We start from the raw sequence: 21,781 nt of genomic DNA on the forward strand, positions 1-21,781 counted from the left end.
TGGACGGTTAAAAGTTCAGGCCTATTTGTTTACTAGAGCAATTGTATTTATTAATTCAGCGGTAACAATATATCTCTTCGGTGCATTTCCAATAAAGGCAAAAGGATAACATGTGGTTAAGGTAAGAATTGGTCTGGATTTAGGGGTTAGAATGGTTGAATCATTTGAATCTACAATGGAGAATTTTGTAACTTTATATTCATAATCATTTTCTCTTGTTTCGAGAATTAATGAATCATTCTTTTCTAAATCCTTAAGGAATCTGAAAAAAGTATCACGATGTCCAGACAGTACAATATTATTGTTTTCGCCAGGTAGAGCACTTTTTCGATAGTGACCCGCACCTTTTTCTAAAATTTTTGCACTTGTCCCTTCATAGATGGGAATAGACTTCTTCGTATTTGGGACAATGATTGCTCCAATTTTTTCACCTGGTTGTACCTGTCTTAAATTGGATAAGGCCATTTGTCTGCTGGGCTGAAAAACTGGTTGCTCTATAATGGCATTAATCTTCCAATAGCTAGAAAGAGAATAGAAAACCATTATCAATCCTATCGATAGGAAGAAAACTCCAATTTTATTGGGCTTATTCATAAGATGGTTTCCTAAAGGTTAATAACACGCCTATTAGTACAAGCATGTATCCAATACATAGGATGACAGGGAGCGGTGATGCTGTATTTGGAAGCTGTGCTGCATAGAGAGTAGCTAAACCTTTTGTTACTTCGGTCAATTCTACCATTTTATCTACTGCATCGACAGAGGAAACCATGTCTGGTGACACAATGGCATCTCCAATTAACGTATTGTTGGTATCATATAATTCAATTGCAACGGTTGTATCCATTTGTTTATTAAAAAGATCACTTAGTGCAAGCTCTTTTCTTTTCCCATTATCATCAATACTTATTAGTACAGGCTTCATAGCTGTTGTGGTAAAAAAATCTTGCCAAAAATGAGTTAACGCTGCATTTTCTTTATCACTAATCTCGCTTTCTTGGTCTATTTCTTGGAATCGATTTAAATTTTCTTTCCATTCCACGACTTTTGCTGCGAGTAAGGTAGGGCTTTGTTTATTTAAGTGCCCGTAAAATTGCTGTTTTTCTGTGTCGTCAAACCCGATATTCTCAAGAAACTCTTCTAATTGCAGCATTTTCTCTTCATGATTTTTATAAAAATCAATGGCAACCTCTAAATCTTCTAAAAACCAAAAATTCTCTACTGTTTCATGATAGCCTGCCAATAAGATATCTAATTCTTCTTTTGTCATCGAATTTTGAATAAGCAGTTCTTCCAGATTTGTAGGAGTGATAGGGGTGCCCAGCTGTTTTTCTAATAAATGTATATTATCAAAATCATTAACGTTTAATCCTTTAAATGTTAAATATTCTTCTAAATCATCTGTAGTCCAACCGAGTTTACTAGCTAAAGTCTCTATTTCTTTTTCACTTGGAGAAGCGAATGCAGGTGTTGCTTGCATGCATACTCCTAAGAAAAGAAGAAGAGAAGGAAGAATTTTTTTCATTAAGACAAGTCACCTCCATAATTCTATTGGTAGTGTTTGTCATTTTATGAAAATAATACGTGAATAGGAAAATTTATTTTGGGAGGAAGTGGAGGATAGGGCTGATGAGCAGTGGGGGTATGATTGGAAAAAGTAATATATGTTTCAAAGCATGATAGAAGATATATTGTCCGGTCGTCAGTGCCCAAAGCGAGAGCACAGCATTCTAAAGGCAACAGAAGGATAGCCTAAAACATCCAAAAATGGGAGCGTTAGAGTTAGAGGATAAAAGACAAAAACTTAACTCGATAATAATTAGGCTATCCATCCATTCCAATCATCTTTACGAATCCATTTTAATCGTTCTACCAGGGGTGAATTTTGCTACTTCATCTAACTTATTTTCTTTTGCTGAAATATGGCTTGGAGTAATTTTATAAATAGCTGTTTTACTCCCCAATGCCGAGACATATCTTTCTAAATGAGATTTAGCGAGCGGTTTCTCATAATATCCAGGTACATACTTATTTAGCATTGCCTGCATGACATCACGGCTTTCATTGATATTCTCAAGCAGTGTAACTTCTCCGAAGACTATAACACTCATATAGGCAGTATCTACTTTAGCTGGTATGGGATTGCTCATCACGCCTCTTGCTTCACTGACAGTAAAGCAAGCATGGTTATTTTTAAGGATAATCCGCGTTTTTCTGCCTTCACTGGCACCGTGAAAGTATAAACATTCATGGAACCAAACATAATTTAATGGAATAACATATGGAACATTTTCATCCACTAATCCAAGATGCCCTATATTTGTTTTATGTAAAAAATCATTAATTTTTTCCTTGTCTGTCACTTCCATCGTTGATTGTCGCATCGCATTCATTATTTATTCCATCCCTTCCTTGTATTGTTTCTATATTTTAAAATATAAATAGTCATTTCAATAGGAACAGTTTAAGATAATTTTATAGGTACAAATTTAAATAGCATCGAAAAATAGGGGGAAGAACGTGAATATTGCGATTCATTTGCATAAAGATAAGAAGGAGCCTGTATACATACAGTTGTATCACTATTTTAAACAGGAGATTTTGACAGGGAAAATAGAAGCTGGGACAAAGCTACCGTCAATTCGCTATTTAGCGAGTTTCTTGCATATTAGCAAAAATACAGTGATTGATGCATACCAACAATTATGGATGGAAGGATATGTGGAGAGCAAGGAGAAAAGTGGCTATACGGTTGTTGCATTACCTAGCTATGAATATACAGCACAGCAACAGAAAAAAGTAGTTGCAAAAAGTCCAGAGACGGGTACAAATGCTTGTATAGACTTTCATTATGGAGATATTGATGGGGTTAATTTCCCTCTAAACGGTTGGAAGAAGACGATTAAAGCCGTCATGGAGGACAATCAGACCCACTGGATGAAGTATGGCAATAAACAAGGAGAATTAGCATTAAGAGAAGAATTGGTTGGGTATTTATATAGATCTCGGGGCATTCAAACTACTGCTGACAATCTTGTCATTACGGCAGGGACAGAACATTTAATTCATCTAGTGCTATCTCTTATGGAAGATAAGTCCTTATTTATTGGGATGGAAGAGCCAGGATATGATGGAGTACGAAATGTATTTATGGAAAGGGGAATCCCGATTCAATCAATACCTGTTTTAGAAGAGGACGGGCATGACTTGTCGGCACTTCTAAACAGTGCATGTAACCTTACATATGTTACCCCTTCTCATCAATTTCCGATAGGGAAGATTATGCCTATTGGAAAACGTATAGAGCTATTAAAATGGGCAGAAAGAAGAGATGGCTATATTTTAGAAGATGATTATGACAGTGAGTTCCGTTTTCAAGGAGCGCCAATTCCAAGCATGAAAGCCATTGATCAACAGGATCGAGTCATTTATTTAGGGACATTTTCAAAGGCTTTTTTGCCATCTCTACGAATAAGCTATATGATTTTACCAGACGTGTTGCTTGAAAAATGGAAAGAAAAAAGGAGGCCTGATTCACAAGCAAGCTCTCCACTTTTACAGCAGGCATTGGCAAGCTTTATTCATAACGGAGATTTTGAACGCCATATTAAGCGAATGCGCAAGGTATATGAAAGAAAATATGTGTTCTTAGTCCAATGCATAAAGGAATATATGGGAGAGCAAGTGCAAGTAATTGGGGAGAAGGCTGGTTTACATTTACTTATCCGTATTCCAAATAAAGAAGATAGATTTCTTGAAGAAGCAGAAAGAATAGGGATTAAAATTTATACAACGGAATCTTATTATACAGAGAAAAAAGACAGATATCCTTTTTTACTAGGTTTTGGGGGATTGGATGAAAAGGAAATAAAAGAAGGAATACAACGATTAGCACGTGCTTTATTTACATAAGGGAGGAATAGTTTTGGTTTCCGTAATAACGTTTATTATTGGGATAATAGTTGCTTTTTTTACTTTCTTTCTATTGGACAACTATTTTTCATTTCCTGTCACTCTGAATATATTAATTTGTTATATTATAGTCCTAATCATCATGTACTTAACAACATTGATTAGTGTTAACGCAACGAGAAATATAAATAAATTGGAAAAGCTATTTAAAAAAAATAGAAAGCATCCCTATTACAGCTTTGTTTATGCGATAAGCAATAAAGACGATAAAAGGGTGATTACGAGCTATCGGAAACTGATAAAACAGAAAAAGTATCAGTCTCAGTATGCTCTTTTCACGATTATATTTTCTCTTTATTTTGATAAGACGTTATATCTTGGGGAAGAGGTAGAGAAAATAAAGAAATCAGAACAAAAGCTGTACTATCGAACATTGATTTTTATTAAAGAAAATAAATTAGCAGAAGCTAATAAGTCGATGAAAGCGATAAAGAAAAAATGGATGAAAGAAGCACTATTAGCAGAAATTGCGTTAAAAAATGGGGAAGAGGACATTGCGAAAAGGCATGCTAAAAGTGCTTTAAAGCATACAAAAGGCATCCAATATTATACATTGTTAAAAACATATGAAAGGGAATTATCTTTATAGATTTTGAATTGGGACAGAAGATGATTGCAAATAGTTCTGTTGCTTTTCTTTCTGAATGAAAATTTCAAGAATTTGATTTGTGTATACAGCATGTATTGGATTTTGAGTTATAGCAATCGGAAAATCAATTGTTCTCCTCTTTTCCTCAGAAGAAATCGAATCTTGAAGGAATGCCTTAATAATTAGGAGATTTTTTTCAACTGAAATATGAATATCGCCTGCCCGGCAATTTGGTAAAAATGCTTCGACAATATACTCCTTCTCTGTTTCATATACATCAATGCGAAATTCTGCTTCATCTAATACGGAAGTAAGTGGATCAAGAAAATGATTTTTAAACCATTCATCCATTAAATGAATCCAGTTATCATCATTCATATTAAGTCCTCCTTAGTATATGTAGCATATTCTAAAGAGGGGGAAAGAGTGACGGAGAATCTACAAAGTATAGGGGAGAATACTCTCCCCTAAGAAAGACAAATAATTTTAATCCTCATTTTCAACATAAGGTTCATGCTCATATGCAGGCAAGTCACCAAATGTTGTCATAATGCCTTCTTCGTCTAAGCTTTGTTCATATCGTTTATGCTGCTCATTCGGATAGACAGTTATATTTTTCCCTTCTATATCAACACCGATGAAATTTTCGTAATCTTCCACATAGCCAATATTCTCATTGCTCTCTGTGTATACGTCATTATAATGATCAAAGTCTGGATGGGCAAAATCAGATGGCGTCTCGGATGTTCCCCAGCTAGAAACCTCCTGCCAAGAATCCTCTGCATCAAATACGACAGATTCATCTTTATTATCCATATCAAACTTGCCGAAAGGAGGCATTAAAATTTCTTCTTCCACAGGTCGCTTTTCAGAAATTTTCTGATCAGGAGAATGTTCCCTACAATAAAGTGTAGTAGGAATAACCTCCAATCTTTCAATCGGTATATCTTGAGAACAGGTTGCGCATTTTCCGTATGTTCCTTCGTCTATTGCTTTTAAAGCATTTAAAACTCCCATATATTCATGATGATAATGTTCAGCAAGGGCGATATCCTTCTCACGCTCATAAAGCTCTGTTCCTTCATCACCTGGATGATTATCATAACTTGATAACTCTCCAACAGATTCATGGTAATGCCCATCTTTCAATCCTAAATTATCATTTTGATCAAATCTTACTTCTAAATCTCTTTTCTGTTCATCTAATACTTTTTGAAAATGGGACATTTGTTGTTTATTTAGCATAAGAACCTAATCCTTTCAAGAAGTCATTTGCTTTATTAGTATGAGCAAAAGAAACAAGAACATTAAAGGGAAAATGTACATAATTTTATTTTCTCTTTTACTGAAATAGAGAGGATTTATTATAAAGGGAATTAATTGTTAAATATTGTTAGTGAGATGACAACGAAAGAAGGAGAAAATAGCTAAGTAATTCTTATTAAGACAGGAGGTAATTGGTCATGGAAAGCAAAAGCTTGACTCCACATGAATCATTGGATTTACATGAAGTTATCAATTTTAAAACACTATGCATAGCAAAATCAAAGTTAATGCAAGGTCTTGTTTTTGACCAAGACTTAAAAAATTTAATGAAAAAAGATGTTGAACAGTCTATTCTGGCACTGTCAGAACTACAAGAAATGTATAAGAATGGCCCATTTGAAACGGTAATCCCAGAAATGCGTCCAACACCAATTTTAGATGGAGAGGAAGGTATAAAAGTTGAACAATGACTATCTTGATCCCATTAATGCATTAAATATGCCAGAGCTTGCTGATACAACCTTAGCAACCGATTTTCTTATTCGCGCTAAAGAAGGAGTAAGAAATTTAGCAGTAGCACTAACTGAAACAGCATCACCTGATTTAAGAATTCTCTTGCGCAAACAGCTTAAGCAGGCAATTCAAATGCATCAAGAAATTACCGAATTGATGTTGGAAAAAAAGTGGTTTCATCCCCATGATTTAAGTGAGCAATATCAATTGGACCAGCTTTCTGCAAAGAATACAATAATGATTGGAAATATGAACTTATTTACTGGTGAAACAAATCGCAAAGGAATGTTTGATCGGACACCTGATGCGCATTAAACTTGGAGGGTATATGGAATGAAAGCAGTAACATATCAAGGAATTAAAAATGTGGAAGTGAAAGAAGTAGAGGATCCGAAGATTTTAAAGGCAGATGACATGATTATAAAGGTAACGAGCACTGCTATTTGTGGATCTGATTTGCATTTAATTCATGGAATGATTCCAAATTTAGAGGAAAACTATATAATTGGCCATGAACCGATGGGAATTGTGGAAGAAATTGGACCCGGTGTAACGAAACTAAAAAAAGGGGATCGAGTCATTATTCCTTTTAATATTGCTTGTGGAGAATGCCAGTATTGTAAAAATAATTTGGAGAGTCAATGTGATAATTCCAATGATCATGGAGATATGGGTGCCTATTTTGGCTATTCAGGAAATACAGGTGGCTATCCAGGCGGCCAAGCAGAGTATCTACGGGTGCCTTTTGCTAATTTTACCCATTTTAAAATTCCAGAAACTTGTGAGGAGCCCGATGAAAAGCTAAGTGTAATTTCCGATGCAATGACAACAGGTTTTTGGAGTGTTGATAATGCAGGTGTTAAGGAAGGTGATACGGTCATTGTATTTGGTTGTGGACCTGTTGGGCTTTTTTCACAAAAGTTTGCTTGGCTAAAAGGAGCAAAGCGTGTGATAGCTGTAGATTACATTGATTATCGGCTTCAACATGCTAAACGGACGAATAAGGTAGAAATAGTTAATTTTGAACAGCATGAAAACGTAGGAAACTATTTAAAGGAAATCACAAAAGGTGGAGCAGATGTTGTAATAGATGCGGTTGGAATGGATGGGAAGATGAATGACCTAGAATTTCTAGCAAGTGGCATGAAGCTACAAGGCGGAACAATGAGTGCCCTAGTCATGGCAGCCCAAGCAGTTCGCAAATGTGGAACCATTCAACTAACAGGGGTTTATGGTGGTAGATATAATGGTTTTCCATTAGGGGATATTATGCAGCGCAATGTTAATATTCGTTCTGGACAAGCACCGGTTATTCATTATATGCCATATATGTTTGAATTAGTCTCTAGTGGCAAAATTGATCCAAGTGATGTAGTTAGCCACGTTATACCTCTTAGTGAAGCAAAGCACGGCTATGAAATTTTTGATACGAAAACAGACAATTGTATAAAAGTTGTTCTCAAACCATAAGGAAAGAAGGGAATAAAATGAACTATTGTTTACATGAGGTGCTAGAGGTTCAAGAATTAGCTACTTTTAAAACGATTTGTTTGACAAAATCCAAAACAATGCGTGCGTTAGTATCAGACCCTCTGCTAAAAGATATGATGATGGAGGATGTAGACCTTTCAACTAGACAGCTACAAGAATTTTCCTCTATCTTATCAAAAGCGAAAGAGATGGAAGGCTTAGGAGTGAAAATGCAATGAATTCTATTATTGAATATTTGACAGGCATGGATGCTTTAACCGATCAAATTATTGCGACTGATTTATTAATTTCAGTAAAAAGCGGAATCAGAAATTATTCTATGGCAATAACGGAAACTGTTCATCCTGAAATAAAAGAGATACTCGGACGTCATTTAGATGAAGCACTTGATATGCATGAAAGATTATCAAGTTATATGGCTGAAAAAGGCTGGTATCACGCTTTTGAGCCAAAGGAACAAATCAATCTTAATTTGCAAAATATTGATACAGCCTTAAATTTGCCTATATTGTAATGAAAAAATAGGAGAAGTTCGTGGAGACGAGATTACATGAATTATTCACAATGACAGCTTACTGAAGGCATGAATCATTTCATAACTAAAAAAACAATTGGCTTGTGTTACCATACAAGTTTGAAAAAATACTATTGAAAGCATTGGCTAAGATTTATTCAGTATAAAAGATAACGGAGACCGGTTTCCTCTTGAAATCGGTCTCACTATCTTAGCAAAGCTTTGAACAATATTTATCAAGTGAAGAATAGGATATTCACTTTTGATATATGGACTATTTTGGATTATTCTCCGTTTCTTTTTTTGAATCCTTGTACAAAGTGTATGCTTCCCTACTGATAAGTATATTATCTTCTTGTATTTTTGAAGCTGTATTGGAACTACTACTTCCTTCTGATTTCTGATTCTGCAGTGCTTGAATCTGTTCTTCTATTTCAGAAATTTGCTTTTTAAGCTGTTCAATCTGTTTTTCTCTTTCTTCTTCTTGAATGCTTTCATTTTGCTCAATTTGAGTTTGCTGTGATTGTAATTGTTGCTTTTGGGCTTCTAATGTTTTAATTTGATTGGTCACATCAGAGGAACGGGTGCTTGTGCTAGTAATTCCTGTGCTGGTATTTGAAATAGATTGTATCATGCTTTCTCTTTCCCTTCCTATTTAATAATAATTAATTATAAGAAAGATTTCTTTATTTTTTCTTAAGATTTTATAGCAAAGCTTTAAAATAACGGCATGATAGATAGGTTTATAACTAAAAAAGAGTCATTTCACCTAAGTATAAAATGACGTATCTAGGACAAATTACAGAAGAATAGATAAATAATTTTAATGGGAGGAAATACTATGTCAGTTGAAGAGTATTGGAGTAAAATTAACCATGCAAGTGCGAAAGTATCCTCTTTAATTAGTTCCTATTGGCATGAGCATTCTGATTGGACTAGCTGGCAATTTTGGATTATTCTAACCTGTTTAATTCTCCCACTTATTGTTCTTTTAATAAAACTGGATAAAGGGAAAGCACTTCAAATTCTATTCTTTGGATACACTGTACATATGCTATGGACTTATACAGAAATAATATTGATCAGATTGGGGCTTATGGATCATCATTATTTTCTTCTTCCGTTCTTACCACAAGCCATTGGAATAACATCTTCCTTTCTTCCCGTTTCTTTTATGCTATTATATCAGTATTGTATAAAACAGGATAAGAATTATCTATTATGGTCCATAGTATTGGCTGCTGTAATTGCCTTCCTATTTGTTCCTATTGAAAAGAAAATTGGATTTATTGCCCTTGTAAAAGGACTAAATAATTTTCATGTTTTTTTAATAGATGTTATTATTTCAATGCTTGCTTATGGATTGACAAAATTCTTTGTTGCTTTTTATCAGAAGTAAAAAGAGCCCAACTCAACTTTGAGAAGGCTCTTTTTACCACATATATGATCATGTAAATGTGTGACAAGTATAATATATTAAAAATAAATTAGTGTTGCTTACATATCATGGTGGTTGTTATGCTTTTGTCTTGAATGGTTACGATTTTTAACCTTTTTGCTACCGCTAAGTGGCTCGGGCTGTCCTGATTGATTCCCTTTAGGCGCGTTTCTTCTCATATCTTTGCTATCATTTTTGTTCATTTGTATTCTCTCCTTTCGTTTTTTCATGAAGAGGTATTGCTTCACTACCTTTATAGAATGGTTTTTCAAGCCGACATTTATACCGCATATTTTTATGATTCTCTGCACAACTTATTGGTAAGCAACATGAATATATAATGCAGGAGGATATGAACATGCCTTATCATAGTAATAAACAAGAAGCTTTTCAAGATGCCCAACGAAATTTGTATGAAACGCAGAATCTTTATCAGGATATAGTAAAAGACTCAGCTAATTATGGACATCAGCTTAAGCATTTAAAACAAGAAATAAATGAAACATATCAACAAATTGAAAATGCTTTGGAAGTAGCTTCTGAGCATCAAAAGGAGCAATTAGAAAGCTTTCAAAAAGATTTAAAAAGTATTGTTGACGAAGTAAACGAAATCTAAAATAGGAGACCATCTGAAAAGCCAGTCTTTTTCGATGGTCTATTTTTTCAGCAAGAAAATGAAAGTCAATAAGAAAAACTTATCGTATTTGATAACTTACTTGTTATTTACTTATCATGCTCCTTGTATTAAAATTATAGATGGTAAATAGATAATAGAGTGATCAAATTGTTCGACTATTTTTCTATTTTTGGTATATGATTACAATGAGGGGGTAATACATATGGCAAAGGATTTTTATAATGCCCGCCAATCATTTGAAGTAGGTGGGAAGCGCTATCATTACTATCAATTAGCAGCTTTGGAAAAGAAGGGAATCGGTAAAGTATCGAAATTGCCTTATTCTATCAAGGTGTTACTAGAATCAGTTTTACGACAAATGGACGATTTTGTTATTAAACAAGAGCATGTAGAAAATCTTGCAAAATGGGGAACGGATGAGGTAAAGGAAATTGATGTTCCATTTAAACCTTCGAGGGTAATCCTCCAAGACTTTACAGGCGTTCCTGCAGTTGTTGACCTTGCTTCTCTACGAAAAGCAATGGCTGACTTAGGCGGAGATCCTAGTAAAATTAATCCTGAGAAACCAGTAGACCTAGTTATCGACCACAGTGTCCAGGTAGATAAATACGGAACTCCAGATGCATTAAAAGCAAATATGGAATTAGAATTCGAAAGAAATGCAGAAAGATATCAATTCTTAAGCTGGGCGCAAAAGGCATTTGATAATTATCGTGCCGTACCGCCAGCAACCGGTATCGTTCACCAAGTAAATTTAGAATATTTAGCAAATGTAGTACATGTTAATGAAACGCCAGAGGGCGAATACGAAACATTCCCAGATACATTAGTTGGTACTGATTCTCATACAACAATGATTAACGGTATCGGTGTGCTTGGCTGGGGTGTTGGTGGAATTGAAGCAGAAGCAGGTATGTTGGGACAACCTTCTTATTTTCCAGTACCAGAAGTAGTAGGGGTAAAACTTGTTGGTGAAATGCCAAACGGTTCTACTGCAACAGACCTAGCCTTAAAAGTAACACAAGTACTTCGTTCAAAAGGTGTAGTCGGAAAGTTTGTTGAATTCTATGGACCTGGTGTCCCGCAATTACCACTTGCAGACCGTGCAACCATTGCGAATATGGCACCAGAATATGGAGCAACTTGTGGATTCTTCCCAGTCGATAAGGAATCTTTATCCTACATGCGCTTAACTGGGCGTTCCGAAGAGCAAATCAATGTTGTTGAGGCTTACTGTAAAGAAAACGGTTTATTCTTCGATCCGAATTTAGAACCGGTATATACAGATGTTGTAGAGATAAACCTAGCAGAAATTGAGCCAAATCTTTCTGGTCCAAAAAGACCGCAAGATTTAATTCCACTTTCTAAATTGAAAGAGGTATTTAATGCGTCTGTAACAGCACCAGAAGGAAACCAAGGTTTTGGCTTAAAAGCAGACGAATTTGATAAAGAAGTAGTAGTTGATTTTGCAAATGGAGATTCCACTACAATGAAGACTGGCTCTGTTGCAATTGCGGCGATTACAAGCTGTACAAATACATCCAATCCATATGTATTAGTTGGTGCAGGATTAGTTGCGAAAAAAGCAGTAGAAAAAGGTATGGAAGTACCTAAGTTTGTGAAAACATCTTTAGCACCAGGTTCTAAAGTAGTTACTGGTTATTTAAGAGATTCTGGACTACTACCATATTTAGAGCAAATTGGATTCAACCTTGTAGGTTATGGATGTACGACATGTATCGGTAACTCAGGTCCGCTTAAAGAAGAAATTGAGAAAGCTATTTCAGATTCCGATTTACTTGTAACAAGTGTATTATCTGGTAACCGTAACTTTGAAGGCCGCATTCATCCGCTAGTAAAAGCAAACTATTTAGCTTCACCACCATTGGTTGTTGCTTATGCACTTGCTGGAACAGTGGATATTGACCTACAAAAAGAACCTATTGGAAAAGATAAAGATGGTAACGATGTATTCTTTAAGGATATTTGGCCATCTACAGAAGAAGTAAACGAACTAGTTCATCGAACAGTTACGCCTGATCTATTTAATAAAGAATATGACAGAGTATTTGATGATAATGAGCGCTGGAACGAAATTCAAACAAGCAGTGATTCGTTATATAGTTTTGATGATACTTCTACTTATATTCAAAACCCACCGTTCTTTGAAGGATTAAAGCCTGATCCTGAACAAGTATTACCATTAAAAAGCTTGCGAGTTGTAGGGAAGTTCGGCGATTCGGTAACGACTGACCATATCTCTCCTGCAGGTGCAATCGGAGTAAATACTCCAGCTGGTAAATACTTAAAAGATAATGGTGTAGCGCCACGTGATTTCAACTCATACGGTTCTCGTCGTGGTAACCATGAAGTTATGATGAGAGGAACATTTGCGAATATACGTATTCGTAACCAAATTGCACCAGGAACAGAAGGTGGATTCACAACGCACTGGCCAACAGGTGAAGTAACCTCCATTTATGATGCATGTATGAAGTACAAAGAAGAAGGAACTGGCTTAATGGTTATTGCAGGAAAAGATTACGGAATGGGTTCATCTCGTGACTGGGCTGCAAAAGGAACAAACCTATTAGGTATTAAAACAGTTATCGCAGAAAGCTTTGAGAGAATTCACCGTTCTAACTTAGTGTTAATGGGAGTACTTCCATTACAATTTAAAGAGGGCGAGAATGCTGAAAGCTTAGGTTTAACGGGAAAAGAAACATTTAACGTATATGTAGACGAAACGGTTAAACCACGTGATTTCTTAGAAGTAACAGCTACTACAGAAGATGGAAAGAAGATTACATTCGAAGCGTTAGTGCGTTTTGACTCTGAAGTAGAAATTGATTACTATCGCCATGGTGGTATTTTGCCAATGGTATTACGTGAGAAATTAAAAAACTAATAGATTAAGAGAAGCTCTCTCTATGGAAGGTTGACAAGTTTTTTCTAGCTTTTTGGGTAAGTTAATGCTCAATAGTTAGACAAAATGTCTCATTCTAGAGAGAGTTTTTTTCATTAGGAATTATTATCTTAGTAGGATTTTTATTGATTCATTCTATTGACTTAATAGTTCCTCTACATACCTTAGCGTAATTTTTTATAATATTAGTATATATTTACAATCTTAAATGAAGGAGAATACTATTTCATGAAAATAATTCCCATTTCTTATCATCAAAATGGATTACGTTATACGATAAGATGTGCAGAAGAAAAAGACGCAGATCAACTTTCGCAAATAAGGCTAAAAATAGATGGAGAAACATCTTTCTTTGATCGAAATCCTGGTGAAGGGATGCTAACTCCAAATGATTTTAAACAATTGATTCATACAGATTTACAAGGATTCAATCGATTGTTTTTACTAGCTGAAACAGAAACAGGTCAAATTATTGCTTTTTCACGATGCGAAGGCTCTAGCTTGAAACGTCTTATGCATAAAGTAGAATTTGGCATTGGAGTATTAAAGGACTATTGGGGCTATAAAGTTGGACCGAAATTATTACAAGCATCCTTAACATGGGCAACGGAAAATAAAATGGCGAAAATGACACTATCTGTAATCGAAACGAATGAGAAAGCAATAAAATTATATAAACGATTTGGATTTGAAGTAGAAGGAATATTAAAAAAGGATAAACTACTTGAAGACGGAGAATACTATTCTACCATTATAATGTCAAGGTTCTTGTCTGAGTAAAAAAAGGAAGCGATTTATTAGTAAATGGAGGAAAATTTTGTTACTATGTAAATGTTAGATAATATAAGGAGTGATGTAAATGCCATTAACTTTTGGTCAACTAGTCGAAGAAGCAAGAAAGAATGTACCTGGAATTTCATCTGTAGAAGCAAAAAAGAAAATGGAGGAAAACCCAAACACTTACATAATTGATGTGCAAGATGCAGCAGATGCAGGAGCATGTGGCTTAATTCCAAGCTCTGTTAATATCTCTTTAGGAATGCTTCCAATTCGTGCTGATTTGGAATTGCCGGAAGAATTAAGAGATCCAGAATTAGCTGATCGTAATCGTCCAGTTCTTGTTACATGCGGTCTTGGTGGACAAGCATCACTTGGTGCATATTTATTAAAACAAATGGGATTTACTGATGTTGCTTTTATCGAAGGCGGAACAACTGCATGGAAAAAAGAAGGGTTTGAAACAGTATAAGTGAATGAGCAAGTAAAAAAACTGCCGAGATTAAATGAGGCAGTTTTTTCCTTATTAATAGCCCAATTGTTTATCAACTACATTGATTAGGTCTTTGCCATCTTTAAATCGCTGGATATTTTCTAGAAATACCTCCATGTAACGATCTATAGTGTTTGGCGAAAAGAAGGCATTATGTGGAGATATAACAACATTTTCCACCTCCCATAATGGGTGTTCATGTGGCAAAGGCTCTACCTCAAATACATCCAATGCAGCTCCAGCAATTTTTTTCTCGTTTAATAAATGGATGAGTTCCTCTTCTTCGATCGTATTTCCTCTTCCAATATTAATTAGAAAACTACTTTCTTTCATTTTTGCTAATCTTTCCTTGTTAATCAGCTGGTATGTATCAGGGGTTGAAGGCAAAGCAAGAATAAGAAAATCAGCCACTGCTATCACATCATCTATATGGTCCAGACCAACGATTTTATCTGCAGGATCCTCACCAGATAATTTGGAAGTTCTTTTCTTACAGCCGATGACAAACATATCCAATGCTTTTGCCCGTTTAGCAATTTGTTTTCCAATTTCCCCATAGCCAATTATTCCAACTGTTGAGCCTGAAAGGTCCGTAATAGGAGTGGGCGCCCACCTATTGTCCAGCTGGTTTCGAATCATTAAGTGTATTCCTCTTGCCAAACCAGCCATCATCGCAATTGTATGTTCTGCGATTGGAACAGATGTGCAACCCTTTGTATTCGTAATAACAATATCACTCTTTCTTACTTCCTCATGTAAAAGAGCATCCAGACCAACACTTAATGATTGCACCCATTTTATATTTGGGGCATTTTTCAAAATCGATAGGGTATCAGTTAAACCTAAAGTTAACACAATATTACAGTCACTAATATCCTGGCTTATCGGTGGTTCAGGTTCTCCGTATTCCCAATGATCCACAATAACTTCTGCTCCTAATGCAGATATTTGAGCAAGATACTTTTCTGGTATAGTTCTTCTGATATAAATTTTAGGCATATTTGATACATTAGTCATTAATTTGCTTCCTCAATCATTTGTTTACTATTAACATGCTCATAATAGGTTTTTGCAAGTCGTTTAATTGCTTCTTGGATAATTTCTTCTTCACAGAAAGTAAAACATAAACGCATATGATTGTATCCCTCGTTTTGTAAGAAGAAATGCTTACCAGCGATATAGGAAACACCAGCCAGCATTGCGGCATCAACAAACTCACTAGTATCAATGTCATCTGGGAAAGTAAGCCAAAGAAAGAAACCTCCTTGTGGTTCATGAAAGGAAACATCTTCACCAAAGTGTTGCTTTATCGCAGAAACCATCGCGTTTTTACGTGAAAGATAGATAGAATTCAAATTATTGATTTGTTCATCCATATCTATTTGTTCAAGTAAATTCTTTGTGACTTCTTGTACATACACACTTGTTAACCCATCTATTTTTAAAATTTGCATTTTTTCGATTATTTCTTTTAATCCAATTGCCCAACCAAGTCGTAAGCCAGGTGCGATTATCTTTGAAAAAGTACTTAAGTAAATAACTCTTTCAGGTCCAAATGAATAAATAGCTGGAGTGTAGTTTTTATTGAAGGAAAGCTCCACATAGGCGTCATCCTCAATAATAAAGAAATTGTATTCATAAGCCAATTCAGCAAGGCGTTTTCTTCTTTCAATAGATAAATTGACGCCACCTGGATTTTGGTAATTTGGAATGATATACATCAATTTTGGCAAAGGAAGATTATTTTTTACCCGTTGAATTAGCTCTTGTTCGACTAGATCCACTCGTAAGCCATGTTCGTCGATTGGAAAAGAAAGCAAATTCGTTTCCGCTAAGCGAAATGTTTTAAGGGCTCCAAAAAAGGTTGGTGCTTCTACCCATATTTCATCACCAGGATCTGTGAGTGTTCTTGTGATTAAATCAATCGCTTGGGAGCTTCCTGCAGTAACGATAATTTCTTTTTCTGTTGCTTCAATTTCTCTCAGCTTAGATCGCTCTTTAATCCAATTTAGGATGTTCTTAGGACCAGTTCCACCACTATAAGCCAAAGCTTGTCTTCCTTGTGTATTCATTGCAGCTTCTGTCGCTGCGGTCATTTTATCAACTGGAAGAGATTCAGGTGCAGGAAAGCCAAAAGATAAAGGGATCAGATCATCTTGTTTCCCTGCAAAAGCAGATCCGACAACTTCTATTTCAGGGAACCTTTTACTAAATGAAAATTGCTTTAATAGATGCATGTTTACCACCGTCCATATGTTATTTTAAAAAAATTTAAGAGAGCTTTACTATCTAATGCGTTCATTGCTTGTTAAAAGGATAATAAGTCACTCCTTTTCTTAAAAAGGCTATTTCAATTAATATAAGCTATTTATTTCGTAATGGGAAATATTAAAAAACTTTAAAAATAAAAGAAAACAAGAGATTAGAAGATAAAAAGTACATAAAATAACAAAAATTCGGAATTTTATTAATTTATAACTCAACTTTCGCACCAAAAAAATAAGTGCAAATCGTTAGTTGTATTGCGTCTATGGTCTATTAAATATGTTGCTTGACAGTGTTTAATAAAATGAAATAACACCTCATTCTTTGGTATAGTGTAATTGTAGAGAAAACACTACCATACAGAAGAGGTGCTCCCTATATGATAGACCAAAATAGCCAAAACAATCAACTACCAAAAGAACTTAATTCGGTTTTTTCTGAGCTTGAAATGAATAAACACCTGCGCCAAGCAGGAATTAAAAAATCCTTCGGTTTCAGCTGTTCCTACTTATTTCAGCTTGTTTTCTGTTTGATTTTCCAGCACAAAAATTGGTTTTCACTTCTTGATTCAAAGAAAGCCGATCAGTTTCCAGCCAAAGATGCCGTCTATCGCTTTTTAAACCAATCAACTTTTAATTGGCGCCGTTTCTTACTACTGTTGAGCATTTTTACTATTCAAAAGGTGACTCGCCTTACGAATAAAGAGCGTCCAAAAGTACTGATTATCGATGATTCTGCGTATGACCGAAATCGTAGTAAAAAGGTAGAGCTTCTCGCTCGTTGTTTTGATCATGCTTCCCTGAAAATGCGTTTCTTTAAGGGGTTTCGTATGCTCACTTTGGGCTGGTCAGATGGCTATACATTTATGCCAATTGACTTTTCTTTAGTCAGTTCAAAAAAGTCTCAAATCAATGGTATCTCTGAAAAAATTGATAAACGTACTTGTGGATACAAGCGTCGAGAAAATGCATTACAAACTGAGCCTGAACAAGTTCCTGACATGATTAAACGTGCATTAGCCAATGGGATAGATGCAAGTTATGTCCTTATGGATTCTTGGTTTACATTGCCACCACTTGTAAAGTCTATTGTGGATCAAGGATTAGACGTAATTGGTATGGTCAAAGAAACAAAACAACGTTATAACGTAAACGGGGAGATGGTTTCTTTAAAGCAACTATACCACCTAGCTGGACCCATTCAATCCAAGAAAGGAATTCTTCGTTCCATCCATACGATGATGGCTAATGGAACACCAATTAAAGTGGTATTCATTCAAAACAGAAATAAGAAAAGCGACTGGCTTGCCATCCTCAGCACAGACTGCACTCTTTCAGAACAGGAGATCGTCCGAATCTATGGAATGCGCTGGGATATCGAGGTATTCTTTAAGGCGGCCAAATCTCTTTTGAAACTTGAAAAAGAATTCCAAAGCCGTTCATATGACGCGCTTATTTGCCATACAACGATTGTGTTTTCTCGTTTTATCGTTCTGTCGTGGCAGAATCGCTGTAATACCGATCAACGCACAATAGGTGGTCTGTTTTACGAATTATGCGATGAAGTAAATGAACTTGATTGGGCTGTCGCATTACAGCAATTGATCGAGCTTCTTCAAGATGCACTTAAACAAACGAATAAGAAAATCAAAAAAATAATTCAAAGTCAACTTGAACAGTGGATCGCTGGCCTTCCTAATTATATCAAGGCTTATTTGCCGATATCACTCTGCGAAAGTTGAGTTTATAATAAAAATTATTTAATACACGAAATTCAGAAGTGAAATAGGAAAAACAATATGACTATAAGAGTTAAGGGAGGGTAGGTGGTTATTTAACAGCCGTTAAAGGTCTGGATAGTTTAACTACGCAACAGAGAGTATAGTGGAAATAGTTACAGATGGTAGATCCACTTTACTTTATGCTTACTAATTCTTACAAAAGTAGCTATATGGAAAAGAATCATACAAATCTATTATTTCGACATATGCCTACTTTATCCACTTAGCGAATAGTGTCAATAACAGGAGAAAAACGACGAAAAGGGATGAAAGCGCTACCTAATATAATTTTTAAAAAATTATAAAAAAACATTGTTTTAAGAGAAATAATTCCTTATAATGAAAGCAAGTTAGATAATAGAACATGAATTGTGAGGTAAGTTAACATGGCTGAATTTACATTAGAGAAAATTGAAAGTATCGTTAAAGAAAAAAGTGTAGAATTATTACATCTACAATTTGTGGACATTGAAGGCATTTTAAAAAACATTACTATTACTGCACAACAATTAGATGATGCTGTAGAAGGAAAAATCATGATTGATGGTTCATCCATTAAAGGATTTTCTCCCATTAACAAATCAGACTCTTATTTACTACCAGATTTAAACACATTTGCAGTATTACCTTGGACAGAAACAGAAGGTTATTCAGAAGCTCGTTTCCTTTGCTCTGTTACAAACCCAGATGGTACTTTATTTGAAGGCGATACACGAAATGTTCTTAAGAAAACTGTTGAACGTGCAGCTGAAAAAGGATATACGATTTCAGTTGGACCTGAATTAGAATTCTTCTTATTTGCTACGGATGAAAATGGATATCCAACTACTGAATTAGGTGACAAAGGCGGTTATTTTGAGCCATCACCAAAAGATTTAGGGGAAAAAGTTCGTGTGGAAATTTTCAAAACTTTGAAAGCAATGGGCTTCACAATTGAAGCACTTCACCACGAAGTAGCAGAAGGGCAACATGAAATTAATTTCAAATATGCAGATGTATTAACAGCTGCTGATTTAGCTACAACATATAAATGGGTTGTAAAAACAATTGCTGCTCAATATGGTTTGCATGCTACATTTATGCCAAAACCAGTATTTGGAATAAATGGTTCTGGAATGCATGTTAACATGTCATTCTTTAAGGATGGAGACAATAGTTTTTATGACGCAAACAATGATTTAGAGTTATCTGATACTGCATATTCTTTCATTGCTGGTGTATTAGAAAATGTTAAAAATTTCGTAGCTATTACGAATCCGCTAGTAAACTCTTATAAGCGTTTAGTACCTGGTTACGAAGCACCTTGTTACTTAGCATGGTCTGCATCCAACCGTTCAGCATTAATCCGCATTCCTGCAAAACGTGGAATGGCAACTCGTGTTGAACTTCGTTGTCCAGATCCATCTTCAAACCCTTATCTAACATTTGCTGTTATTGCTTCTGCAGGATTAGATGGAGTAGAAAAAGGCTTGAAGGCTCCAGCACCAATTAACGAAGATATCTTCCATATGACAGATGAACGTCGTGAAGAACTTGGCATTGATAGCTTACCTGGTGGTTTAGATGCTGCAATCGCAGAACTTGAAGCTGGAGAAATTGGTCTTAAAACTCTTGGAGAGCACGTATTTACTGAATATGTAGCTGCTAAAAAAGAAGAGTGGGATAACTACCGTACTACAATTCATGCTTGGGAAATCGAAAACTATCAATATAAATTCTAATATACTAGTTAAATAGAATAGGAGCTTCAAACTCTTATTAGACTGCAAATAAACACCTGTATGGGTAGTTTGTTTGCAGTTTTATTTATTTCTTTTATAAGTATAGATAAATGGGGTCTGTTGTTTAGCTAGTGTGGCATTCTACTTTTCAAACATTAAATTGTGATTAAATGCCAAGCAAAATCGCCTCTTTTTTCTGTTCTTTTCTTTAAATTTTGGTAAGTTATGATAAAATAAAGTGGGATGTATGATTTTAGTTATTACGTCATCAGATTATGGTAATAAGGAGATTTGCTAAATGGAAAAAGTATTGATTTTTGGTCATAAAAATCCGGATACGGATACTATTTGCTCTGCTATTGCATATGCAGAATTAAAAAAAGAGCTTGGAGTGGAAGCGGAAGCTGTTCGTCTAGGTGAGATTAGCGCCGAAACAAAGTTCGCTTTAGATTATTTTAAAAAGGAAGCTCCTCGTTTCATCGAAAAAGCAAGTTCAGAAACAAAGTCTGTTATTTTAGTTGACCACAATGAGTTTCAGCAAAGTGTGGAAGACATTAAAGATGTAACAATTTTAGAAGTTATTGATCATCATCGTATTGCAAACTTCGAAACAAGTGATCCTTTATACTATCGTGCAGAACCAGTAGGATGTACAGCTACTATTTTGAATAAAATGTATAAAGAAAATAATGTGGAAATTAAGAAAGAAGTTGCTGGGCTAATGCTTTCCGCAATCATTTCTGATTCTTTATTATTTAAATCTCCAACATGCACAGAGCAAGATGTACAAGCTGCTAAAGAATTAGCAGAGATTGCTGGTGTGAATGCGGAAGAGTATGGTTTAGAAATGCTTAAAGCCGGTGCAGATCTAAGCGACAAAACAGTTGATCAATTATTAAGCATTGATGCGAAAGAATTCTCAATGGGTACATACAAAGTGGAAATTGCCCAAGTAAATGCAGTTGACACAAATGATGTCATTTCTAAACAAGCAGAATTAGAATCTTCTATTCAAGCGATCATTACTAAAAAAGGCTTAGATTTATTCCTTCTTGTTGTAACAGATATTCTAAATAATGATTCTGTTGCTGTTGCTTTAGGTAATAAAGCACAGGCAGTAGAAAAAGCATTTAACGTACAGCTAGAAACGAACACAGCTTTATTAAAAGGTGTTGTGTCACGCAAAAAACAAATCGTACCAGTCTTAACAGAAGCCTTTAATGAACTATAAAAGGTGCTAAATGATGAAAAGAAGAAACAGTCCATTTAATTGAGGCCACTGAAAAAGTCCTCCAAATGTTCATAATCTAAAAGGTATAGTCCTTCATTATTTGAAGGAACTATCCTTTTTTTATTGTATAATTATAGTATCAATTTCAGTGTGGGTGGATACTATGAT

General features: G+C 35.2%; 24 protein-coding genes. 15 read left to right on the forward strand and 9 right to left on the reverse strand.

The features are described 5' to 3' along the window. Nucleotides 1–21: 21 nt before the first annotated feature. The 3 genes from ACWNMZ_RS23955 to ACWNMZ_RS23965 all read right to left on the reverse strand — a co-directional run bounded on the left by ACWNMZ_RS23955 (nucleotide 22) and on the right by ACWNMZ_RS23965 (nucleotide 2,393). Nucleotides 22–594: a class D sortase gene (locus ACWNMZ_RS23955; protein WP_031537617.1), complete on the reverse strand. Its 573-nt coding sequence runs from the start codon at nucleotides 592–594 to the stop codon at nucleotides 22–24. Further along, on the reverse strand, nucleotides 587–1,525 hold the full coding sequence (locus ACWNMZ_RS23960; RefSeq protein WP_031537618.1) for a processed acidic surface protein: 939 nt from the start codon (nucleotides 1,523–1,525) through the stop codon (nucleotides 587–589). Before ACWNMZ_RS23960 ends, ACWNMZ_RS23955 begins: the two co-directional genes overlap by 8 nt. A 322-nt stretch (nucleotides 1,526–1,847) precedes the next feature. Continuing rightward, entirely contained in the window at nucleotides 1,848–2,393 is a 546-nt protein-coding gene (locus tag ACWNMZ_RS23965) for a pyridoxamine 5'-phosphate oxidase family protein (RefSeq protein WP_031537619.1), read from the reverse strand. Nucleotides 2,394–2,520: 127 nt separating this feature from the next. On the opposite strand from ACWNMZ_RS23965, the gene pdxR reads away from it, so the two are divergent. Together pdxR and ACWNMZ_RS23975 are read left to right on the forward strand one after the other, a co-directional pair. After that, nucleotides 2,521–3,912, forward strand: a complete 1,392-nt coding sequence (gene pdxR, locus ACWNMZ_RS23970) for a MocR-like pyridoxine biosynthesis transcription factor PdxR (protein WP_035416451.1) — start codon at nucleotides 2,521–2,523, stop codon at nucleotides 3,910–3,912. A 13-nt stretch (nucleotides 3,913–3,925) separates the two neighbouring features. After that, nucleotides 3,926–4,561: a hypothetical protein gene (locus tag ACWNMZ_RS23975; protein WP_031537623.1), complete on the forward strand. Its 636-nt coding sequence runs from the start codon at nucleotides 3,926–3,928 to the stop codon at nucleotides 4,559–4,561. On the opposite strand, the gene ACWNMZ_RS23980 is transcribed toward ACWNMZ_RS23975, so the two are convergent. Beyond that, nucleotides 4,556–4,939: an Hsp20/alpha crystallin family protein gene (locus tag ACWNMZ_RS23980; RefSeq protein ID WP_048717490.1), complete on the reverse strand. Its 384-nt coding sequence runs from the start codon at nucleotides 4,937–4,939 to the stop codon at nucleotides 4,556–4,558. The two genes, ACWNMZ_RS23975 and ACWNMZ_RS23980, sit on opposite strands and share 6 nt — an antisense overlap. Before the next feature lie 108 nt (nucleotides 4,940–5,047). Beyond that, nucleotides 5,048–5,806 (reverse strand): TraR/DksA C4-type zinc finger protein, encoded by a 759-nt coding sequence (locus ACWNMZ_RS23985; protein ID WP_031537626.1) that lies wholly within the window; start codon nucleotides 5,804–5,806, stop codon nucleotides 5,048–5,050. Nucleotides 5,807–6,024: 218 nt separating this feature from the next. Between ACWNMZ_RS23985 and ACWNMZ_RS23990 the strand changes: the two genes are divergently transcribed. The 5 genes from ACWNMZ_RS23990 to ACWNMZ_RS24010 are packed head-to-tail and all read left to right on the forward strand — an operon-like array spanning nucleotide 6,025 to nucleotide 8,345. Further along, on the forward strand, nucleotides 6,025–6,297 hold the full coding sequence (locus tag ACWNMZ_RS23990; RefSeq protein ID WP_031537628.1) for a hypothetical protein: 273 nt from the start codon (nucleotides 6,025–6,027) through the stop codon (nucleotides 6,295–6,297). Further along, entirely contained in the window at nucleotides 6,287–6,655 is a 369-nt protein-coding gene (locus ACWNMZ_RS23995; protein ID WP_031537631.1) for a spore coat protein, read from the forward strand. Before ACWNMZ_RS23990 ends, ACWNMZ_RS23995 begins: the two co-directional genes overlap by 11 nt. 18 nt (nucleotides 6,656–6,673) lie before the next feature. Next, a complete protein-coding gene (locus tag ACWNMZ_RS24000; RefSeq protein ID WP_031537634.1) occupies nucleotides 6,674–7,810 on the forward strand; it encodes a zinc-dependent alcohol dehydrogenase in 1,137 nt (378 codons plus the stop codon). A gap of 17 nt (nucleotides 7,811–7,827) precedes the next feature. Further along, nucleotides 7,828–8,049 (forward strand): hypothetical protein, encoded by a 222-nt coding sequence (locus ACWNMZ_RS24005; RefSeq protein ID WP_031537636.1) that lies wholly within the window; start codon nucleotides 7,828–7,830, stop codon nucleotides 8,047–8,049. Continuing rightward, on the forward strand, nucleotides 8,046–8,345 hold the full coding sequence (locus tag ACWNMZ_RS24010; RefSeq protein ID WP_031537637.1) for a spore coat protein: 300 nt from the start codon (nucleotides 8,046–8,048) through the stop codon (nucleotides 8,343–8,345). Before ACWNMZ_RS24005 ends, ACWNMZ_RS24010 begins: the two co-directional genes overlap by 4 nt. Nucleotides 8,346–8,619: 274 nt before the next feature. On the opposite strand, the gene ACWNMZ_RS24015 is transcribed toward ACWNMZ_RS24010, so the two are convergent. Beyond that, a complete protein-coding gene (locus ACWNMZ_RS24015) occupies nucleotides 8,620–8,979 on the reverse strand; it encodes a FlxA-like family protein (RefSeq protein WP_031537638.1) in 360 nt (119 codons plus the stop codon). A 207-nt stretch (nucleotides 8,980–9,186) separates the two neighbouring features. On the opposite strand from ACWNMZ_RS24015, the gene ACWNMZ_RS24020 reads away from it, so the two are divergent. Next, complete coding sequence (locus ACWNMZ_RS24020; RefSeq protein ID WP_031537639.1) at nucleotides 9,187–9,744, forward strand: hypothetical protein; 558 nt, start codon at nucleotides 9,187–9,189, stop codon at nucleotides 9,742–9,744. Between the two features lie 98 nt (nucleotides 9,745–9,842). Here the strand turns inward: ACWNMZ_RS24020 and ACWNMZ_RS24025 are convergent, their stop codons facing one another. Next, nucleotides 9,843–9,986 carry a small acid-soluble spore protein P gene (locus tag ACWNMZ_RS24025; RefSeq protein ID WP_031537641.1) on the reverse strand — a complete coding sequence of 48 codons (144 nt, stop codon included), beginning with the start codon at nucleotides 9,984–9,986 and terminating at the stop codon, nucleotides 9,843–9,845. Nucleotides 9,987–10,141: 155 nt separating this feature from the next. On the opposite strand from ACWNMZ_RS24025, the gene ACWNMZ_RS24030 reads away from it, so the two are divergent. From ACWNMZ_RS24030 to ACWNMZ_RS24045, 4 genes are all read left to right on the forward strand, one after another. Then, nucleotides 10,142–10,399 (forward strand): hypothetical protein, encoded by a 258-nt coding sequence (locus ACWNMZ_RS24030; RefSeq protein ID WP_031537642.1) that lies wholly within the window; start codon nucleotides 10,142–10,144, stop codon nucleotides 10,397–10,399. A 223-nt stretch (nucleotides 10,400–10,622) separates the two neighbouring features. Further along, nucleotides 10,623–13,328 carry an aconitate hydratase AcnA gene (acnA, locus tag ACWNMZ_RS24035; protein WP_031537643.1) on the forward strand — a complete coding sequence of 902 codons (2,706 nt, stop codon included), beginning with the start codon at nucleotides 10,623–10,625 and terminating at the stop codon, nucleotides 13,326–13,328. A 246-nt stretch (nucleotides 13,329–13,574) separates the two neighbouring features. Then, complete coding sequence (locus tag ACWNMZ_RS24040) at nucleotides 13,575–14,126, forward strand: GNAT family N-acetyltransferase (protein WP_235249338.1); 552 nt, start codon at nucleotides 13,575–13,577, stop codon at nucleotides 14,124–14,126. Between the two features lie 79 nt (nucleotides 14,127–14,205). Then, complete coding sequence (locus tag ACWNMZ_RS24045; RefSeq protein ID WP_031537644.1) at nucleotides 14,206–14,595, forward strand: rhodanese-like domain-containing protein; 390 nt, start codon at nucleotides 14,206–14,208, stop codon at nucleotides 14,593–14,595. Between the two features lie 54 nt (nucleotides 14,596–14,649). On the opposite strand, the gene ACWNMZ_RS24050 is transcribed toward ACWNMZ_RS24045, so the two are convergent. Further along, nucleotides 14,650–15,633, reverse strand: coding sequence for a D-2-hydroxyacid dehydrogenase (locus ACWNMZ_RS24050; protein WP_251629940.1), 984 nt, complete (start codon nucleotides 15,631–15,633; stop codon nucleotides 14,650–14,652). Then, on the reverse strand, nucleotides 15,633–16,853 hold the full coding sequence (locus tag ACWNMZ_RS24055) for an aminotransferase-like domain-containing protein (RefSeq protein ID WP_235249336.1): 1,221 nt from the start codon (nucleotides 16,851–16,853) through the stop codon (nucleotides 15,633–15,635). The genes ACWNMZ_RS24050 and ACWNMZ_RS24055 overlap by 1 nt, the downstream gene beginning before the upstream one ends. Before the next feature lie 407 nt (nucleotides 16,854–17,260). Here ACWNMZ_RS24055 and ACWNMZ_RS24060 point away from each other — a divergent pair, with 407 nt between their 5' ends. The 3 genes from ACWNMZ_RS24060 to ACWNMZ_RS24070 all read left to right on the forward strand — a co-directional run bounded on the left by ACWNMZ_RS24060 (nucleotide 17,261) and on the right by ACWNMZ_RS24070 (nucleotide 21,613). Further along, entirely contained in the window at nucleotides 17,261–18,622 is a 1,362-nt protein-coding gene (locus tag ACWNMZ_RS24060) for an IS4 family transposase (RefSeq protein WP_449598292.1), read from the forward strand. A 425-nt stretch (nucleotides 18,623–19,047) separates the two neighbouring features. Beyond that, the gene (glnA, locus tag ACWNMZ_RS24065) at nucleotides 19,048–20,382 is read left to right on the forward strand and encodes a type I glutamate--ammonia ligase (RefSeq protein WP_031537647.1); all 1,335 of its coding nucleotides are present in this window, start codon (nucleotides 19,048–19,050) and stop codon (nucleotides 20,380–20,382) included. Between the two features lie 298 nt (nucleotides 20,383–20,680). Then, entirely contained in the window at nucleotides 20,681–21,613 is a 933-nt protein-coding gene (locus ACWNMZ_RS24070; protein WP_031537649.1) for a manganese-dependent inorganic pyrophosphatase, read from the forward strand. Nucleotides 21,614–21,781 lie beyond the last annotated feature (168 nt).

It is taken from the genome of Niallia sp. Marseille-Q9988, from assembly GCF_976954375.1.

Excerpts from the sequence above, each read along its gene's own strand:
- ACWNMZ_RS23955 (WP_031537617.1), bottom strand. The coding sequence starts at position 594 with ATGAATAAGCCCAATAAAATTGGAGTTTTCTTCCTATCGATAGGATTG.
- ACWNMZ_RS23960 (WP_031537618.1), bottom strand. The coding sequence starts at position 1,525 with ATGAAAAAAATTCTTCCTTCTCTTCTTCTTTTCTTAGGAGTATGCATG.
- ACWNMZ_RS23965 (WP_031537619.1), bottom strand. The coding sequence starts at position 2,393 with ATGAATGCGATGCGACAATCAACGATGGAAGTGACAGACAAGGAAAAA.
- ACWNMZ_RS23980 (WP_048717490.1), bottom strand. The coding sequence starts at position 4,939 with ATGAATGATGATAACTGGATTCATTTAATGGATGAATGGTTTAAAAAT.
- ACWNMZ_RS23985 (WP_031537626.1), bottom strand. The coding sequence starts at position 5,806 with ATGCTAAATAAACAACAAATGTCCCATTTTCAAAAAGTATTAGATGAA.
- ACWNMZ_RS23990 (WP_031537628.1), top strand. The coding sequence starts at position 6,025 with ATGGAAAGCAAAAGCTTGACTCCACATGAATCATTGGATTTACATGAA.
- ACWNMZ_RS24000 (WP_031537634.1), top strand. The coding sequence starts at position 6,674 with ATGAAAGCAGTAACATATCAAGGAATTAAAAATGTGGAAGTGAAAGAA.
- ACWNMZ_RS24005 (WP_031537636.1), top strand. The coding sequence starts at position 7,828 with ATGAACTATTGTTTACATGAGGTGCTAGAGGTTCAAGAATTAGCTACT.
- ACWNMZ_RS24010 (WP_031537637.1), top strand. The coding sequence starts at position 8,046 with ATGAATTCTATTATTGAATATTTGACAGGCATGGATGCTTTAACCGAT.
- ACWNMZ_RS24015 (WP_031537638.1), bottom strand. The coding sequence starts at position 8,979 with ATGATACAATCTATTTCAAATACCAGCACAGGAATTACTAGCACAAGC.
- ACWNMZ_RS24020 (WP_031537639.1), top strand. The coding sequence starts at position 9,187 with ATGTCAGTTGAAGAGTATTGGAGTAAAATTAACCATGCAAGTGCGAAA.
- ACWNMZ_RS24025 (WP_031537641.1), bottom strand. The coding sequence starts at position 9,986 with ATGAACAAAAATGATAGCAAAGATATGAGAAGAAACGCGCCTAAAGGG.
- ACWNMZ_RS24030 (WP_031537642.1), top strand. The coding sequence starts at position 10,142 with ATGCCTTATCATAGTAATAAACAAGAAGCTTTTCAAGATGCCCAACGA.
- acnA (WP_031537643.1), top strand. The coding sequence starts at position 10,623 with ATGGCAAAGGATTTTTATAATGCCCGCCAATCATTTGAAGTAGGTGGG.
- ACWNMZ_RS24040 (WP_235249338.1), top strand. The coding sequence starts at position 13,575 with ATGAAAATAATTCCCATTTCTTATCATCAAAATGGATTACGTTATACG.
- ACWNMZ_RS24045 (WP_031537644.1), top strand. The coding sequence starts at position 14,206 with ATGCCATTAACTTTTGGTCAACTAGTCGAAGAAGCAAGAAAGAATGTA.
- ACWNMZ_RS24050 (WP_251629940.1), bottom strand. The coding sequence starts at position 15,633 with ATGACTAATGTATCAAATATGCCTAAAATTTATATCAGAAGAACTATA.
- ACWNMZ_RS24055 (WP_235249336.1), bottom strand. The coding sequence starts at position 16,853 with ATGCATCTATTAAAGCAATTTTCATTTAGTAAAAGGTTCCCTGAAATA.
- ACWNMZ_RS24060 (WP_449598292.1), top strand. The coding sequence starts at position 17,261 with ATGATAGACCAAAATAGCCAAAACAATCAACTACCAAAAGAACTTAAT.
- glnA (WP_031537647.1), top strand. The coding sequence starts at position 19,048 with ATGGCTGAATTTACATTAGAGAAAATTGAAAGTATCGTTAAAGAAAAA.
- ACWNMZ_RS24070 (WP_031537649.1), top strand. The coding sequence starts at position 20,681 with ATGGAAAAAGTATTGATTTTTGGTCATAAAAATCCGGATACGGATACT.